This window comes from Gordonia polyisoprenivorans (assembly GCF_017654315.1).
GTDB classification, from domain to species: Bacteria; Actinomycetota; Actinomycetes; order Mycobacteriales; family Mycobacteriaceae; genus Gordonia; species Gordonia polyisoprenivorans_A.
This window is the reverse complement of sequence record NZ_CP072203.1, coordinates 4,818,463-4,833,346: the sequence shown is the minus strand read 5'-3', so window position 1 is coordinate 4,833,346 and position 14,884 is coordinate 4,818,463. Positions and strand designations below refer to the sequence as shown.

17 protein-coding genes are annotated in these 14,884 nt (G+C 66.0%); 14 read left to right on the top strand and 3 right to left on the bottom strand.

Translation table 11 applies throughout. From position 1 onward, the window contains the following. The first annotated feature begins 159 nt into the window (after positions 1 to 159). From rpsH to J6U32_RS21890, 13 genes are all read left to right on the top strand, one after another. On the top strand, positions 160 to 558 hold the full coding sequence (gene rpsH, locus J6U32_RS21950; protein WP_006370416.1) for a 30S ribosomal protein S8: 399 nt from the start codon (positions 160 to 162) through the stop codon (positions 556 to 558). A gap of 16 nt (positions 559 to 574) precedes the next feature. Then, complete coding sequence (gene rplF / locus J6U32_RS21945; RefSeq protein ID WP_006370415.1) at positions 575 to 1,111, top strand: 50S ribosomal protein L6; 537 nt, start codon at positions 575 to 577, stop codon at positions 1,109 to 1,111. 3 nt (positions 1,112 to 1,114) lie between these two features. Continuing rightward, a complete protein-coding gene (gene rplR, locus J6U32_RS21940) occupies positions 1,115 to 1,519 on the top strand; it encodes a 50S ribosomal protein L18 (protein WP_006370414.1) in 405 nt (134 codons plus the stop codon). Between the two features lie 43 nt (positions 1,520 to 1,562). Then, entirely contained in the window at positions 1,563 to 2,210 is a 648-nt protein-coding gene (gene rpsE / locus J6U32_RS21935) for a 30S ribosomal protein S5 (protein ID WP_006370413.1), read from the top strand. A gap of 5 nt (positions 2,211 to 2,215) precedes the next feature. Further along, a complete protein-coding gene (gene rpmD / locus J6U32_RS21930) occupies positions 2,216 to 2,401 on the top strand; it encodes a 50S ribosomal protein L30 (protein WP_006370412.1) in 186 nt (61 codons plus the stop codon). After that, complete coding sequence (rplO, locus tag J6U32_RS21925) at positions 2,398 to 2,838, top strand: 50S ribosomal protein L15 (RefSeq protein ID WP_006370411.1); 441 nt, start codon at positions 2,398 to 2,400, stop codon at positions 2,836 to 2,838. The genes rpmD and rplO overlap by 4 nt, the downstream gene beginning before the upstream one ends. Before the next feature lie 334 nt (positions 2,839 to 3,172). Next, entirely contained in the window at positions 3,173 to 4,495 is a 1,323-nt protein-coding gene (secY, locus tag J6U32_RS21920) for a preprotein translocase subunit SecY (RefSeq protein WP_208792128.1), read from the top strand. After that, positions 4,492 to 5,046, top strand: a complete 555-nt coding sequence (locus tag J6U32_RS21915; protein WP_208792127.1) for an adenylate kinase — start codon at positions 4,492 to 4,494, stop codon at positions 5,044 to 5,046. Before secY ends, J6U32_RS21915 begins: the two co-directional genes overlap by 4 nt. A gap of 100 nt (positions 5,047 to 5,146) precedes the next feature. Then, on the top strand, positions 5,147 to 5,941 hold the full coding sequence (gene map / locus J6U32_RS21910; RefSeq protein ID WP_208792126.1) for a type I methionyl aminopeptidase: 795 nt from the start codon (positions 5,147 to 5,149) through the stop codon (positions 5,939 to 5,941). Positions 5,942 to 6,108: 167 nt separating this feature from the next. Next, a complete protein-coding gene (locus J6U32_RS21905) occupies positions 6,109 to 7,026 on the top strand; it encodes a carbohydrate ABC transporter permease (RefSeq protein ID WP_208792125.1) in 918 nt (305 codons plus the stop codon). After that, complete coding sequence (locus J6U32_RS21900) at positions 7,023 to 7,943, top strand: carbohydrate ABC transporter permease (RefSeq protein ID WP_208792124.1); 921 nt, start codon at positions 7,023 to 7,025, stop codon at positions 7,941 to 7,943. Before J6U32_RS21905 ends, J6U32_RS21900 begins: the two co-directional genes overlap by 4 nt. A 78-nt stretch (positions 7,944 to 8,021) precedes the next feature. Next, positions 8,022 to 9,332, top strand: coding sequence for an ABC transporter substrate-binding protein (locus J6U32_RS21895; protein ID WP_208792123.1), 1,311 nt, complete (start codon positions 8,022 to 8,024; stop codon positions 9,330 to 9,332). Then, on the top strand, positions 9,332 to 10,396 hold the full coding sequence (locus J6U32_RS21890) for an ABC transporter ATP-binding protein (protein WP_208792122.1): 1,065 nt from the start codon (positions 9,332 to 9,334) through the stop codon (positions 10,394 to 10,396). Before J6U32_RS21895 ends, J6U32_RS21890 begins: the two co-directional genes overlap by 1 nt. A gap of 34 nt (positions 10,397 to 10,430) precedes the next feature. On the opposite strand, the gene fdhD is transcribed toward J6U32_RS21890, so the two are convergent. Both fdhD and dtd read right to left on the bottom strand, forming a co-directional pair. After that, positions 10,431 to 11,273 (bottom strand): formate dehydrogenase accessory sulfurtransferase FdhD, encoded by an 843-nt coding sequence (gene fdhD, locus J6U32_RS21885; RefSeq protein WP_208792121.1) that lies wholly within the window; start codon positions 11,271 to 11,273, stop codon positions 10,431 to 10,433. Positions 11,274 to 11,292: 19 nt separating this feature from the next. Next, the gene (gene dtd, locus J6U32_RS21880) at positions 11,293 to 11,754 is read right to left on the bottom strand and encodes a D-aminoacyl-tRNA deacylase (protein WP_208792120.1); all 462 of its coding nucleotides are present in this window, start codon (positions 11,752 to 11,754) and stop codon (positions 11,293 to 11,295) included. A 116-nt stretch (positions 11,755 to 11,870) separates the two neighbouring features. On the opposite strand from dtd, the gene J6U32_RS21875 reads away from it, so the two are divergent. Continuing rightward, positions 11,871 to 13,703, top strand: coding sequence for a hypothetical protein (locus tag J6U32_RS21875; protein WP_208792119.1), 1,833 nt, complete (start codon positions 11,871 to 11,873; stop codon positions 13,701 to 13,703). A gap of 42 nt (positions 13,704 to 13,745) precedes the next feature. Here the strand turns inward: J6U32_RS21875 and J6U32_RS21870 are convergent, their stop codons facing one another. Continuing rightward, positions 13,746 to 14,861, bottom strand: a complete 1,116-nt coding sequence (locus J6U32_RS21870; RefSeq protein WP_244332266.1) for an EAL domain-containing protein — start codon at positions 14,859 to 14,861, stop codon at positions 13,746 to 13,748. Positions 14,862 to 14,884: the final 23 nt, after the last annotated feature.

Below are 14,884 nucleotides of genomic sequence, written 5' to 3'. Positions count from 1 at the left end.
TCCGGTGCTGGTGAAAAGCCAAGGGCATCGGCGACGAGAACAGATAACAACTATCCACTTCGTGGAAGGCCCACCGCAGGTCAGGGGAGCGATCCTCTGGAGTCACATCGCTGACCGGCGCTGTATGGGAACCGCTACGAGAAAGGTTGACGGTCAACCATGACCATGACTGACCCGATCGCAGACTTCTTGACACGTCTGCGTAACGCCAACTCGGCGTTCCATGACGAGGTGACTCTTCCCTCGTCGAAGATCAAGGTGAACATCGCCGAGATCCTCAAGCGTGAGGGCTACATCACCGACTACCGCACCGAAGACGCGGAGGTCGGCAAGAACCTCGTCGTCGCCCTCAAGTACGGCCCCTCGCGGGAGCGCAGCATCGCCGGTCTGCGCCGCGTGTCCAAGCCGGGTCTGCGGGTGTATGCCAAGTCCACCAACCTGCCCAAGGTCCTGGGTGGCCTCGGCGTGGCCATCATCTCCACGTCGTCCGGTCTGCTCACCGATCGCCAGGCAGCCAACCAGGGCGTGGGCGGCGAAGTCCTCGCCTACGTCTGGTAAGGGGAGGTACACAAACATGTCGCGTATCGGTAAGAACCCGATCGAGATCCCCGCGGGCGTCACCGTCTCCATCGACGGCCAGACCATCACCGTCAAGGGACCCAAGGGCGAACTCAGCCACACCGTCACCGCGCCGATCACCGTCGCGCAGGAAGACGCCACCATCGTGGTCACCCGCCCCAACGACGAGCGCCGCAACCGTGCCCTGCACGGCCTGAACCGCTCGCTGGTCGCCAACCTCGTGGAGGGCGTGACCAAGGGCTACACCAACAAGATGGAAATCTTCGGTGTCGGCTACCGCGTCCAGGCCAAGGGCAAGGACCTCGAGTTCGCGCTCGGTTACAGCCATCCCGTGCCGATCGAGGCTCCCGAGGGCATCACCTTTGCCGTCGAGTCGCCCACCAAATTCTCGGTTTCGGGTATCGACAAGCAGCAAGTCGGCCAGATCTCGGCGAACATCCGCCGCCTGCGTCGCCCGGACCCGTACAAGGGCAAGGGCATTCGCTACGAAGGCGAGCAGATCCGTCGCAAGGTCGGAAAGACGGGTAAGTAAGCCATGAGTGATACAGCAGCCAAGACAGTCCGCAAGCCCCTCGGCAAGGATGTGTCGACCCGCCGTCGCACCGCGACCAACCGTCGTCACTTCCGCCTGCGCAAGAAGGTCGCCGGCACGCCGGTGCGTCCGCGTCTCGCGGTCAAGCGCAGCAGCCGCCACATCCACGTGCAGCTGATCGACGACCTCGCCGGCCACACGCTGGCCGCGGCGTCGACCATCGAGGCCGACGTCCGCGCGGCCGGCGGCGACAAGTCCGCGCAGGCCCGCAAGGTCGGCGAACTGATCGCCGAGCGCGCCAAGGCCGCCGGCATCGACGCCGTCGTGTTCGACCGTGGTGGCAAGGACTACCACGGCCGGATCGCCGCGCTCGCCGACGCCGCCCGTGAGGGAGGCCTGCAGTTCTGATGATGACCACACGTACCCAAACCAAGACCGGAGGGATCCTCTGATGCCCGGACGTCAGCGTGACGGCGGAAACGGACCCGCCGGAAACGACAACAACAACAACGCAAGCGGAGACCGCAACGATCGCCGGGGCGGCCGTGACCGTCGCGGTGGCGACCGCGGTGGCCGCGACAACGACCGCAACCAGCTCGAGCGGGTCGTCGCGATCAACCGTGTCTCCAAGGTGGTCAAGGGTGGCCGCCGGTTCTCCTTCACCGCTCTCGTGGTGGTCGGCGACGGCCAGGGCATGGTCGGCGTCGGCTACGGCAAGGCCAAGGAAGTCCCGGCCGCGATCCAGAAGGGCGTCGAAGAGGCTCGCAAGAACTTCTTCCGCGTGCCGCTGATCGGCGGCACCGTGACCCACCCCGTTCAGGGTGAGGCCGCTGCCGGTGTCGTGATGCTCCGTCCGGCCAGCCCCGGTACCGGTGTGATCGCCGGTGGCGCGGTGCGTGCCGTGCTCGAGTGCGCGGGCGTCCATGACGTCCTCGCCAAGAGCCTCGGCTCGGACAACGCGATCAACGTCGTCCACGCCACCGTGGCCGCCCTGAAGATGCTGCAGCGTCCCGAAGAGGTCGCGGCTCGTCGTGGTCTCCCCATCGAAGACGTGGCACCGGCCGGTATGCTCCGCGCCCGTGCCGGCCAGGGAGTGTGAGAGAGATGGCACAGCTGAAGATCACCCAGGTCAAGGGCACCATCGGTACCAAGAAGAACCAGCGTGACAGCCTGCGGACGCTCGGCCTCAAGGGCATCCGCAAGTCGGTCACCCGCGAGGACACCCCGATCAACCGCGGTCTGATCAACGTGGTTTCGCACCTCGTGACAGTCGAAGAGGTTAAGTCATGACCATCAAGCTCCACCACCTTCGCCCCGCTCCGGGCGCGAAGACCGACAAGACCCGTGTGGGTCGCGGCGAGGGCTCCAAGGGCAAGACCGCCGGCCGCGGCACCAAGGGCACCAAGGCACGCAAGAACGTGCCCGCCGCCTTCGAGGGTGGCCAGATGCCGATCCACATGCGGCTGCCGAAGCTCAAGGGCTTCACCAACCGCAACCGGATCGAGTATCAGGTCGTCAACGTCGGCGACATCGCCCGTCTGTTCCCGCAGGGCGGCACCATCGGCGTCGACGAGCTCGTCGCCGCCGGAGCCGTGCGCAAGAACAAGCTCGTGAAGGTCCTCGGCGACGGTGAACTCGGTGTGGCGGTCAACGTCACCGCCGACAAGTTCACCGCATCGGCCAAGGAGAAGATCGCCGCTGCCGGTGGCAGCGCGACCGAGCAGTAAGAAAAAGTGCAGGTAGCCGAGGTCCGTAGCGGATGCGACACCGCGTCGCCGCCGCTGCGGACCTCGGCGTCGGGGCACCCGGCCGACCGCGACGTCTATTGTGGTCACCGGCGCCCGGGGGGGATGACGTCCGAGCGTCGGCCGCCACCGGAAGGTGGCGACCGCGACGGCCGCGCCGGCCGACGACGTCACACCAGACGTCGGACGGGCCGTGCGCGAGCGGCTGTTAGAGTTTCACCGTTGTTGCCCCGCAACCACTGATCAATGTCGATTGCCGAGCACGTGAGCCGGATACCCGGTGCAAGATGACGCGTGGTCGTTCTAGGAGGAATTAGTGCTCTCCCCCCTCATCGCGGCCTTCAGGACGCCCGATCTGAGGAAGAAGATCCTCTTCGTCATCGGCATAGTCGTGCTGTATCGCCTGGGGGCGACGGTTCCCTCGCCGGGCGTGAACTACGTCGAGGTGCACAAGTGCATCGACACCATCAACAGTGGTGGCGGCAACCAGGTCTATTCGCTGATCAACTTGTTCTCCGGCGGCGCACTGCTGCAGCTGTCGGTGTTCGCGATCGGCATCATGCCCTACATCACGGCCAGCATCATCGTGCAGTTGCTGACGGTGGTCATCCCGCGCTTCGAGCAGCTCCGCAAGGAGGGCCAGTCGGGTCAGGCCAAGATGACGCAGTACACCCGCTACCTGACGGTCGCGCTGGCGTTGCTGCAGTCCACGGGCATCGTGGCGCTGGCCGTGCGCGGCAACCTGTTGCCCTCGAGCTGCGGCGACAACATCCTCAACGACAAGTCGATCCTGGGTCTGACGATCATCGTCCTGGTGATGACCGCGGGTGCCTGCCTGGTGATGTGGTTCGGTGAGCTGATCACCGAGCGCGGCATCGGCAACGGCATGTCGCTGCTGATCTTCGCGGGCATCGCCGCCCGCATCCCCGCCGAGGGACGCACGATCCTCACCAGCCGTGGTGGCCTGGTCTTCGGGCTCGTCGTGGTCGCGGTGCTCATCATCGTCGCCGGCGTGGTCTTCATCGAGCAGGGCCAGCGTCGCATCCCGGTGCAGTACGCCAAGCGCATGGTGGGTCGCAAGATGTACGGCGGGTCGTCGACCTACCTGCCACTGAAGGTCAACCAGGCCGGCGTCATCCCGGTCATCTTCGCGTCGTCACTGCTGTATCTGCCGCAACTCATCGTGCAGCTCACGCAGAGCTCGTCGGAGGCGCCGTCGGGCTGGCAGCGCTGGGTCAGCACCTATCTCGCCGACCCGAGCAACTACGTCTACATCATCGTGTACTTCCTGATGATCATCTTCTTCACGTACTTCTACGTGGCGGTGACCTTCAATCCGGAGGAACGCGCCGATGACATGAAGAAGTACGGTGGCTTCATCCCGGGTATCCGCCCGGGACAACCGACCGCGGACTACCTCGGGTATGTGCTCAGTCGCATCACCCTGCCGGGTTCGATCTACCTGGGTATCATCGCGGTACTGCCGAACCTGTTCCTGGAGATCGGGAACAGTGGTGGTGTTCAGAACCTGCCATTTGGGGGCACGGCCGTGTTGATCATGGTCGGCGTGGGACTGGACACGATGAAGCAGGTCAACAGTCAATTGATGCAACGCAAGTACGAAGGATTCCTGAAGTGAGACTTGTCATTCTCGGCCCCCCCGGAGCAGGCAAAGGTACCCAGGCGGAACTGCTGAGCGAATCGCTCGGCATCCCGCACATCTCCACCGGGGATCTGTTCCGCGCCAACATCTCACAGGGCACCGCCGTGGGCATCGAAGCCAAGCGCTATCTCGACGCCGGCGACCTCGTGCCGTCGGAGATCACCGTCGACATGGTGCGAGCCCGCGTCGGCGAGCCGGATGCGGCGAAGGGATTCATCCTCGACGGATTCCCGCGGTCGACCGAGCAGGCCGACGCCCTCGCCGAGATCCTCGACGGTCTCGATTCCTCCCTGGATGCGGTCCTGTCGTTCGTGGTCGACCCCGACGTCGTCGTCGAGCGCATGCTGGCCCGCGGCCGTGCCGACGACACCGAAGAGGTCATCCGTAACCGGATGTCGGTGTATCAGAAGGAAACCGCACCGCTGCTCGACTACTACGGCGATCAGGTGAAGACGATCGATGCGGTCGGCGACATCCAGGACGTGCATCAGCGGGTGCTGAGCGCACTCGGTGCCGGCGTCTCCTGACGTCCACCGACACAAGTATTTTCCGGCGCCGGGCCACACCGCACCATCGGTGTGGCCCGGCGCCTTTTCTTCCAGCCGTGGTGATCGATGAGGTGTGGTGATGGGATTCCGTAAACGCAAGCGCGTGCCGTTCCGCAGCGCCGGCGAACTCGATGCGATGGAGGCCGCGGGCGCCGTGGTGGGCGCCGCACTCGTTGCCGTGCGCGCGGCGTCGGCGCCCGGGGTGAGCACCCTCGAACTCGACGAGGTCGCCGAGACCGTGATCCGACAGGCCGGGGCGGTGCCGTCGTTCAAGGGTTACCACGGATTCCCGGGATCGATCTGCTCGTCGGTCAACGACGTGGTGGTGCACGGAATCCCGTCGAGCACCGTCATTCTCGCCGAGGGCGATCTGGTCTCGATCGATTGCGGTGCCATTCTCGATGGCTGGCACGGGGATTCGGCCTGGACCTTCGGGGTCGGTGAACTGTCGCAGGCCGATGCCGAACTCTCCGAGGCAACCCGACTGTCGATGGAGGCCGGGATCGCCGCCATGATCGACGGCGCACGCCTCACCGACATCTCGCACGCCATCGAGACCGGAACCCACGACGCCGAGCGAAAGTTCGATCGTGCCTTCGGGATCGTCGACGGCTACGGCGGTCACGGCATCGGTCGCGAGATGCACATGGAACCGTTCCTCGCCAACGAGGGTGCCCCCGGCTCCGGCCCGCTGCTCGTCGTCGGGTCGACATTGGCCATTGAGCCGATGCTCACCCTGGGCACCACCGAGACCAGCGTTCTCGACGACGACTGGACGGTCGTCACCGACGACGGCTCGCGGGCCGCGCACTGGGAGCACACCGTGGCCGTCACCGCCGACGGCCCGCGAATCCTGACCAACCGACCGTCCTGAACCAACCGACCGTCCTGAACCAACCGACCGTCCTGAACTGCCGGCTGGGCTGACCGCGTCCACGCGTCGCAACCGATCGGGCGGCGACACCTGCCGGACACGTATCGCTCACCGGCGCTCAACGCGGCCGTTCGCGTCCGGTCAGCTGTCGGCTGAATACTCGCCGAGTGCCATCGGTGAACGAACATGTGCTGCCCCGCGCGGGCGGGCGTCGGCCGTGGAAGTCCTATGCCCTGTTCCTCGCCATCGTGGGCCCCAATCTGGTGTTGTTGGCGGTGTTCACGTATCGGCCGCTGATCGAGAACATCCGGATGTCGTTCTACGACTGGAACATCTCCTCGCCGGGCTCGACGTTCATCGGGTTCGCGAACTATCGCGAATGGTTCACCCGTGAGGACACCGCGACCATCGTCGTGAACACGGTGGTCTTCACCGTCGTGGCGGTTGCCGGCAGCATGGCCCTCGGCCTGGCGCTGGCATTGCTCCTCGATCGGACGCTCAAGGGCCGAAACCTGGTGCGGTCGGTGGTTTTTGCCCCGTTCGTGCTGTCCGGCGCGGCGGTCGGCATCGCCTTCCAGTTCGTGTTCGACCCCAATTTCGGCCTGATCAACGACCTGATGCACCGCCTCGGTCTGGGTTCTGCTCCGGACTTCTATCAGCAACCCCACTGGGCGCTGTTCATGATCACCGTCACCTACGTGTGGAAGAATCTCGGATACGCCTTCGTGATCTATCTCGCTGCGCTGCAGGGTAAACGGGCAGATCTCGACGAGGCGGCCGCCGTCGACGGCGCCTCGGGGTGGACACATTTCCGCAAGGTGCTCCTGCCGCAGATGCGCCCGACGACGTTCTTCCTCTCGATCACCGTGTTGCTCAACTCGTTACAGGTCTTCGACATCATCAACGTGATGACCCGCGGCGGTCCCCTCGGCAACGGCACGACGACGATGGTCTACCAGGTCTACGAGGAGACCTTCCGCAACTTCCGCGCCGGCTACGGTGCGACCGTCGCCACCATCATGTTCCTGATCCTGCTCGTGGTGACCGTCGCCCAGGTGCGGCTGATGGATCGGGGCGCACGATGACCCCGACCACGGACACGCCGGTGGCACAGACGCACCCACATAACGCGGCGATCGCCGTCGACGAGCGTGAACGGCTCGCCGCGCGTGCGCGCAGGCGTCGGCGGACGGTTGCGGTGCTGGGCTATCTCGCGATGATCGTCGCGCTGGCCGTCGTGGTGGTGCCCCTGGCGTGGATCGTGTTGACCTCCTTCAAGGATCGATCCGAGATCTACGTCCAGCCGGCGGTGTGGTGGCCCTCGACGTGGCATCCCGAGAACTACCGGGAGGCCACCACCTCGGTGCCGTTCTGGCAGTTCCTGCGCAACTCACTGATCGTCACGCTGATCCTCGGTGTCATCAAGTTCGTGCTCGGCGTGCTCAGCGCCTACGGTCTTGTCTTCCTGCGCTTCCCGGGCAAGAACCTCGTGTTCCTGGTGATCATCGCGGCGCTGATGGTGCCCAATCAGATCACCGTCATCACCAATTACTCGCTGGTCGCCCAACTCGGTTTCCGTAACACCTTCGCCGGGATCATCGTGCCGCTGGCGGGGGTCGCGTTCGGAACCTTTTTGATGCGCAACCACTTTCTGTCGATCCCACCGGAGATCATCGAGGCCGCCCGGATGGACGGTGCCGGGCACATCCGGCTGCTGGTGCGTGTGGTGTTGCCGTTGTCGATTCCGACGATGGTGGCGTTCGCCCTCATCACGCTCGTCAACGAATGGAATGAGTACCTGTGGCCGTTCTTGATGGCCGACGACTACAGCGTGGCGACACTGCCGGTGGGACTGACGCAGTTGCAGAACAACGACGGCGTCACCAACTGGGGTCCGGTGATGGCCGCGACGGTCCTGGCGATGCTGCCGATGCTGATCGTCTTTCTCGCACTCCAACGCCACATGATCAAAGGACTGACCTCCGGGGCGGTCAAGGGGTGAGCGCGCACACCGTTGTGGCCGTGACCCTTTGACCATCCCTGCCCTCCCACCCCTCATCACACATCCAGGAGAATGCGCATGACCGACCTGACCCGCCGTGGATTCCTCGGCGCCGGACTGACCGTGGCCGCAGCGGCCGCCCTCGCTGCATGTGCCGGCTCGGGTGGCGGCTCGAGCAATGACGGTGATCCCAACAATCTGACCTTCTGGTCGAACCATCCCGGCAAGTCGACCGATGTCGAGAAGGAACTCATCAAGCGGTTCGAGGCGGCCAACCCGGGGATCAAGGTGCAGTTGATCGACGCCGGTAAGAATTACGAGGAGGCGGCACAGAAGTTCAACGCCGCACTGTCGGGCGGCGCACTACCCGACATCATCATCCTCAGCGACGTGTGGTGGTTCAATTTCGCCCTGATCGGTGCGATCGCACCGCTCGACGACCTCTTCGGCAAGGCTGGCGTCGATCCGTCGGGCTACGTCGATTCCCTTGTCGGCGACTACAAGTGGAACAACAAGACGTGGGCCCTGCCGTACGCGCGGTCGACCCCGCTGTTCTACTACAACGCCGATGTGTGGAGCCAGGCCGGGCTGCCCGCCCGTGGTCCCGCGTCCTGGCAGGAGTTCGCCGAGTGGGGCCCGCGCATCCAGTCGGTGGTGGGCTCGGGCAAATCGGCACACGGGTGGGGCAACGCCGTGGACTACCTGGGCTGGACCTTCCAAGGACCGACCTGGACCTTCGGCGGTGCCTACTCCGACGACTGGACGATGACGTTCACCGACCCGAAAACCGTTGCCGCTGCGCAGTATCTGAGCGACACGATCAACAAGGATCGGTACGCGAAGATCTCCAACGACATCGCCGGTGATTTCAGCGCGGGACTCCTCGCCTCCACGGTCGCCTCCACCGGTGACCTCTCGGGTATCACCTCGGACGCGAAATTCCGGTTCTCGACGGCGTTCCTGCCCGCCCCGGACGGCACGATTGGTTGCCCGACCGGTGGTGCGGGACTGGCCATCCCGGCCCGCAATTCCGACGAGCGCAAGGTCAACGCGCTGAAGTTCATCGACTTCATCACCAACACCGACAACACCGCCTACTTCTCGCAGAACGTCGGTTACATGCCGGTGCGCAAGGCCGCGGTCACCGCGCCGTCGATGACCGCCTTCCTGGAGAAGAACCCGAACTTCCGGACCGCGATCGAACAATTGCCGAAGACCAAGCCGCAGAACTACGCTCGGGTGTTCATTCCCGGCGGCGACAAGATCATCGGCACCGGTTTCGAGAAGATCGGTCTGCAGAACGCCGACGTCGCCGCGACGATGGCCGATACGCAGAAGCAGATCGAGCAGATCTACACCACCCAGATCCAGCCGAAGCTGCCCAAGTAATGGCCTCGGTCACCTACGCCAAGGCCACCAAGCGATTCGGCGACGGTTCGCCCGCCGTCGACGCCCTCGACCTCGAGATCGCCGACGGCGAGTTCATGGTGCTCGTCGGCCCGTCTGGCTGTGGCAAGTCGACGAGCCTGCGCATGGTCGCAGGCCTCGAATCGGTGGAATCGGGCGCCATTCTCATCGACGACGCCGATGTCGTCGGGCTGCCGCCGAAGTCGCGGGACGTGGCGATGGTGTTCCAGAACTATGCGCTGTACCCGAACATGACGGTCGCCGACAACATGGGATTCGCGCTGCGCAACGCCGGGATGAGCAAGGCCGACACCGCCGCCCGGGTCAACGAGGTGGCGGCGATGCTCGAACTCGACGCGCTGCTCGACCGCAAACCGGCGAAACTGTCCGGCGGGCAACGTCAACGGGTGGCTATGGGGCGTGCGATCGTCCGGCATCCCAAGGTGTTCTGCATGGACGAGCCGCTGTCGAATCTCGACGCGAAGCTGCGTGTGAGCACACGTGCGCAGATCGCCGCGCTGCAGCGCAAGCTGGACACCACCACGCTCTACGTCACCCACGATCAGGTCGAGGCGATGACCATGGGCGATCGGGTGGCGGTCCTCGATCATGGTGTGCTGCAACAGGTCGGGACGCCGAGGGAGATCTATCGCCACCCGGCGAACGTCTTCGTCGCCGGGTTCATGGGCACGCCGCAGATGTGTCTGATCGACGTCGAGGTACGGGACGGGCACGTCGATCTCGGTGGCGCCGACCTGCCGGCGCCACGGGCGGTGCCGGGAAAGGCGGTGGCGGGGATGCGGGCCGAATCCTGGGAGCTGGTCACGGCCGGGACACCGCGGTCGGTCACCGCGCGGGTCGAACTGGTCGAGGAACTCGGTGCAGAGCAATTCGTCTACAGCGCAACCGATCTGCCGGTGCGCGACGGACGAGTGGTGGTGCGTGCCGATCACCGGCAGATGTTCACCGTCGGAGACGAGATCGGTCTGGTGCCCGTCGCCGACGAGGTTCACTGGTTCGACGGGCAGACGGGGCAGCGGGTGTGAGAGCGGCGATGTGGGGATCGGGGATGCGGGCGGCTCACCGGGCCGGTGAGCCCAGGACGCGGTCGGGCCGGCTGTAGAGCACCAGGGAATCGCCGCGCACGAACCCGGCCAGCGTCATCCCCTGCTCCTCGGCGAGGTCCGCGGCCAGAGAGGACGGCGCCGACACCGCCGAGAGCATCGGGATGCCGGCCATCGCCGCCTTCTGCACGAGCTCGAAGCTCGCCCGCCCCGAGACCTGGAGCACAGTGCCCCGCAACGGAAGTCGATCCTGGGTCAGGGCCCAGCCCACGACCTTGTCGACGGCGTTGTGGCGGCCGATGTCCTCTCGGATCACCAGCATCTCGCCGGTGGTGCCGTCGAACAGGCCCGCCGCGTGGATGCCGCCGGTCCGGTCGAATGCCTTCTGCCCCTCACGAAGACGGTCGGGGAGCGCGAGAGCGGCGTCGGTGTCGAGGGTCAGCGGGTCGTCGCCGACGGTGAAGCGCGACGCCGTCGTCACCGCATCGATGCTGTCCTTGCCGCAGACGCCGCAGGCGCTGCTCATCGTGAAGCGTCGCGCCGGCGCGGCGTCGGGCGTACCGATCCCGTCGGCCAGGGCGAGGTCGAGAACGTTGTAACTGTTCGGTTCGCCTGGGGTCTGCGCACCCGCACAGTAGCGGGCCGCGACCACGTCCTCGGCGCGGGCGATCAACCCTTCCGACACCAGGAAACCGGTCGCGAGCTCGACGTCGTGGCCGGGTGTGCGCATGGTGACGACCAGTGCCCGCCCACCGATCCGGATCTCCAGTGGTTCCTCGACGGCCAGCACGTCGGCGCGCGCCGTGGGTTCGCCGCGCCGGACGCGGATCACCCGGCGACGTGCGGTGATACGTCCCATGACTCCGACGCTACCGGGATCACGTCTCGATGATGATGGTGACGGGGCCGTCGTTGACCAGGCGCACGCTCATGTGCGCGCCGAAACGCCCGGTGGCCACCGTCGCCCCCGCGGCGCGCAGGGCGGCGATCACGGCATCGACGAGTGGCTCGGCGACCGCCCCCGGCGCCGCCGCATTCCACGAGGGCCGTCGGCCCTTGGCGGTGTTGGCGTACAGCGTGAACTGACTGATCACCAGGATCGGTGCGTCGACGTCGGCTGCCGACACCTCCGCCGGCGATCCGCCCGTCGTCGTGCCGTCGAGGATGCGCAGACGCCAGATCTTGTCGGCCAACTTGGAGGCGTCGGCATCGGTGTCGTCGTGGGTGACGCCGATCAGGGCCACCAGACCGTGGCCGCCGGGTGTGATGTCGAGTTCTCCCACGACGTCCCCGTCGACGACGACCGAGGCCTCGGTGACCCGCTGGATGACAGCACGCATGGGATCAGCCTGCCATCGCGCGGCCATCACCGATGTTCTGCGGTCGACTGCTCCCCGGCCGACACCGCGCCACCAGGACCTGACGACGCCCACCGCTTGCCAGTACGCTGCCCGTGATGGGTAAGCGATCGCGAGGCAAGAGGAAGGACCCCAAGCGCAGGCATCTGCAGCCGGTGCGGTCGGCGACGGGTGGCGGCCGCGGCGGTGGACCGACGCCGGGGGCGGACGAGCAGCCGCTCATCCAGAGCATCCGCCTCGCGCTGCGGACCGGTGAGCCTGTCGACCTGCTGGTCACGCTCGGCGGGCTGCTGGAGGCCACCGATCCCGATCCGCATCCGCTCGCCGATCGGAAGGATCGGGCCACACGCGACACGCTGATCGAGTCGTTCGTGGAGATCTCCTTTGCCGAGACGACGGCCGCGCTGACGGTTTTCCGGGAACTTCTTGCTGATGACCTCGAGACCGACGAACTCCTCGCGGCGCGCATCACACGCACGCTGGCCGGTCGTCGCCAGCCCATGCCGTCGTGGCTCGACACGTTCGGCGAGGCGCGCGTGGTCTCCGAGGTCTATGTCGTCGGCGACGAACTGAGCGACGGGGAGTCCTACATCTTCACGATCGGGTGGCCGCCGGCGCACGAGCTCTCGTTCCTGGTGTACGTCGACCACAACATGGGTTCGATCGTGAAGGATGCCTTCGTCGTTCCGGCGCCGGTGGAGGACTTGCTCGCGCATTTCCGGGAGACCGCATCCTCGTCGACGACCACGGTGGTGTGCGATCCCGTCGACGCGGGTATCGCCCGCGCGACCATCGAGGAGGCGATGAAGATCGGTCGGATGACCTTCCCGCCGGTCGAATCCGACTCGTGGCCGATGTGCCGTCCGCTGGTCGAGTGGGCGCTGCGGCTGTTACCCGAGGCCGGTGCTGCGGCGTCACCGCGCGAGTGGACCGACGCCGAGTTCTCCGAACTCGCCGACGCGTTCTTCGCCTCGCCCCACGGTCGGCCCCTCGACGATGCTGAGAACCGCAGCGCTCTCGAACCGTTGATGTGGATGGCTGCACCGGATCCCATGCGGTGGAGCCCAGTGGTCGTCGAGATCATGTTGCTCGATCGCATCCCGCGCAAGATCATCGACGACGTCGAATCGCTTCAGCGGTACCCGGAGCTGATGCGCCGCTTCGTCCGCTATTGCCACGGTGAGCGTGGGATCAGCCGGGACGCCACCGCCGACACCCTCGCCGCCATCGACGAATGCGAAGCCGAGTTCCGGGAGGAGATCCGGCGTGACCGGCCACCCAACGCCATAATGCTGGCGCAGCTCGCCCGGGCGGCGGCGCTCGGGGAGGATGCCTCGATCCTCGACGGGTTGTCGGATTGTCCACCGGGTGTCGAGTTCAGTGGACCATCTCTCGAAGAGTTCATTCTGCGGGAGTTGGACCAACGGGTCGGCGGACGCCCGACGCTGCTGAGCCTGGACGCCGAGCCGCTGCCCGACGAACAGTTCGACGTCACGGGGATTGCCGAGGACATCCTGCCCGTGGTCGAGGTGATCCGGCAGCGCTGCGATGCGAGCGCGGAGGTCTTCTTCGACGTCGAACACCGCACGGCCATGCGGCGATTGCTGGCCCGGGCGGCGCGCCGCGATCCTGCGATCTTCCGTCGGAAAGCATCGACCGACCGGGCAGCGGCCGCCATCGGCTGGATCATCGGACGTGCCAATGACACCCTCGGCGGGCATCTCCTGACGACGACCGTTGCCGAGTTCCTCGACTGGTTCGGCGTGAAAGGCAGCGTGTCGCAACGGGCCGAGCCGTTCCTGCGGGCCAACGGCGTGAATCCGCAGGACAGCGGCCACATGATGGCACTGGGCACCCCGACGCTGCTGACCTCACAGATGCGAGCGTCGATCATCGAGCGGCGCGACGACATGCTTGCCAGAATGCAGTAGCTCCTCTGCCGCCGGGGAGACCCTCGAAGTCGGCCGACCCGATCAGTCCACGATCAGCGCCTCGATCAGTCGCTCGACCGGAACGATGCCTCGGAAGGCCCCCGACATGTCGCAGCAGGCAAGGGGATCGAACCGGCTCGGGCGTGGTCGGGTCATCGCGCGCCGCAGCGCCTCACGCTGGTCGGTGGAATCGAGGACCTGCAGCACGGCGCGGCGCTCGACCATCGCCGGCCCGGTCTGCTGTGCGAATTGTGCTGGGCGCCCACTGGAATCGAGAAGAATGATCAGCGGTAGGGCGGAGCATCCGGTGAGCGCGGTGAGCAGGTCACGGTCGGGAGAGTCGAGGGGTGCGGTCAAGCAGGCGTGGGTGAGTCGGGCGATCGAGGACTTCGGCGCCGCAGCCACCGCCGAGGTGATGGCGGTCGGACTGATGTCGAGCGAACCCATCTCGGGCGCAGGCCGGCCGAGGAGATACCCCTGACCCAGGGGCACACCGAGCTGTACCAGCCGGTGCAACTCGTCGTGCTGCTCGATGCCCTCGGCCACCACCCACGAGTCCAGGCGACTCGTGAAACCACCGAACATCTCGACGAGCGCGGCCTTGGCCTCGTCGTTGTGGAGTCCGGAGATCAGTTCGCGATCGAGTTTGACGAAGTCCGGTCGCACGGCCAGGATGCGGTGCAGGCTGGCGTATCCGGCGCCGACGTCGTCGACGCCGATGAAGCCACCGAGCTCGCGGACCTGGGCCACGGCGCGCAGGACGATCTCGTAATCGGAGACCTCGGAATGCTCGGTGAGTTCGACGACCACCCGCGATAGGTCGTTGCGCTGCAACAACTCCTGCACGCGTGCCGACACCAGCGCCTCGGGTGCGACATTGATCGTCAGAAAGCAGTTGGCGGGCAGATCAACTCGCGCGGCAAGCGCCTTATCGATGACGATCGCCTCGAGCTCGATGGCCCGATCGACGCGTGCCGCCGCCGCGAACCACCGGTCCGGACTCGCCCGCAGGGGGCCGGGGAATCGGCTGAGTGCCTCGTATCCGACGACACGTAGGCGAGCGATGTCGACGATGGGCTGATAGACCAGACGCGGTGCGAGTCCGGCGTCCATCAACTCGCTGACAGCTGTCTCGAGTTCACCGATCGGGTCGCTCACACCGCTGTGCTGCATCGCATCAA

Excerpts from the sequence above, each read along its gene's own strand:
- rpsH (WP_006370416.1), top strand. The coding sequence starts at position 160 with ATGACCATGACTGACCCGATCGCAGACTTCTTGACACGTCTGCGTAAC.
- rplF (WP_006370415.1), top strand. The coding sequence starts at position 575 with ATGTCGCGTATCGGTAAGAACCCGATCGAGATCCCCGCGGGCGTCACC.
- rplR (WP_006370414.1), top strand. The coding sequence starts at position 1,115 with ATGAGTGATACAGCAGCCAAGACAGTCCGCAAGCCCCTCGGCAAGGAT.
- rpsE (WP_006370413.1), top strand. The coding sequence starts at position 1,563 with ATGCCCGGACGTCAGCGTGACGGCGGAAACGGACCCGCCGGAAACGAC.
- rpmD (WP_006370412.1), top strand. The coding sequence starts at position 2,216 with ATGGCACAGCTGAAGATCACCCAGGTCAAGGGCACCATCGGTACCAAG.
- rplO (WP_006370411.1), top strand. The coding sequence starts at position 2,398 with ATGACCATCAAGCTCCACCACCTTCGCCCCGCTCCGGGCGCGAAGACC.
- map (WP_208792126.1), top strand. The coding sequence starts at position 5,147 with ATGGGATTCCGTAAACGCAAGCGCGTGCCGTTCCGCAGCGCCGGCGAA.
- J6U32_RS21900 (WP_208792124.1), top strand. The coding sequence starts at position 7,023 with ATGACCCCGACCACGGACACGCCGGTGGCACAGACGCACCCACATAAC.
- J6U32_RS21895 (WP_208792123.1), top strand. The coding sequence starts at position 8,022 with ATGACCGACCTGACCCGCCGTGGATTCCTCGGCGCCGGACTGACCGTG.
- J6U32_RS21890 (WP_208792122.1), top strand. The coding sequence starts at position 9,332 with ATGGCCTCGGTCACCTACGCCAAGGCCACCAAGCGATTCGGCGACGGT.
- fdhD (WP_208792121.1), bottom strand. The coding sequence starts at position 11,273 with ATGGGACGTATCACCGCACGTCGCCGGGTGATCCGCGTCCGGCGCGGC.
- dtd (WP_208792120.1), bottom strand. The coding sequence starts at position 11,754 with ATGCGTGCTGTCATCCAGCGGGTCACCGAGGCCTCGGTCGTCGTCGAC.
- J6U32_RS21875 (WP_208792119.1), top strand. The coding sequence starts at position 11,871 with ATGGGTAAGCGATCGCGAGGCAAGAGGAAGGACCCCAAGCGCAGGCAT.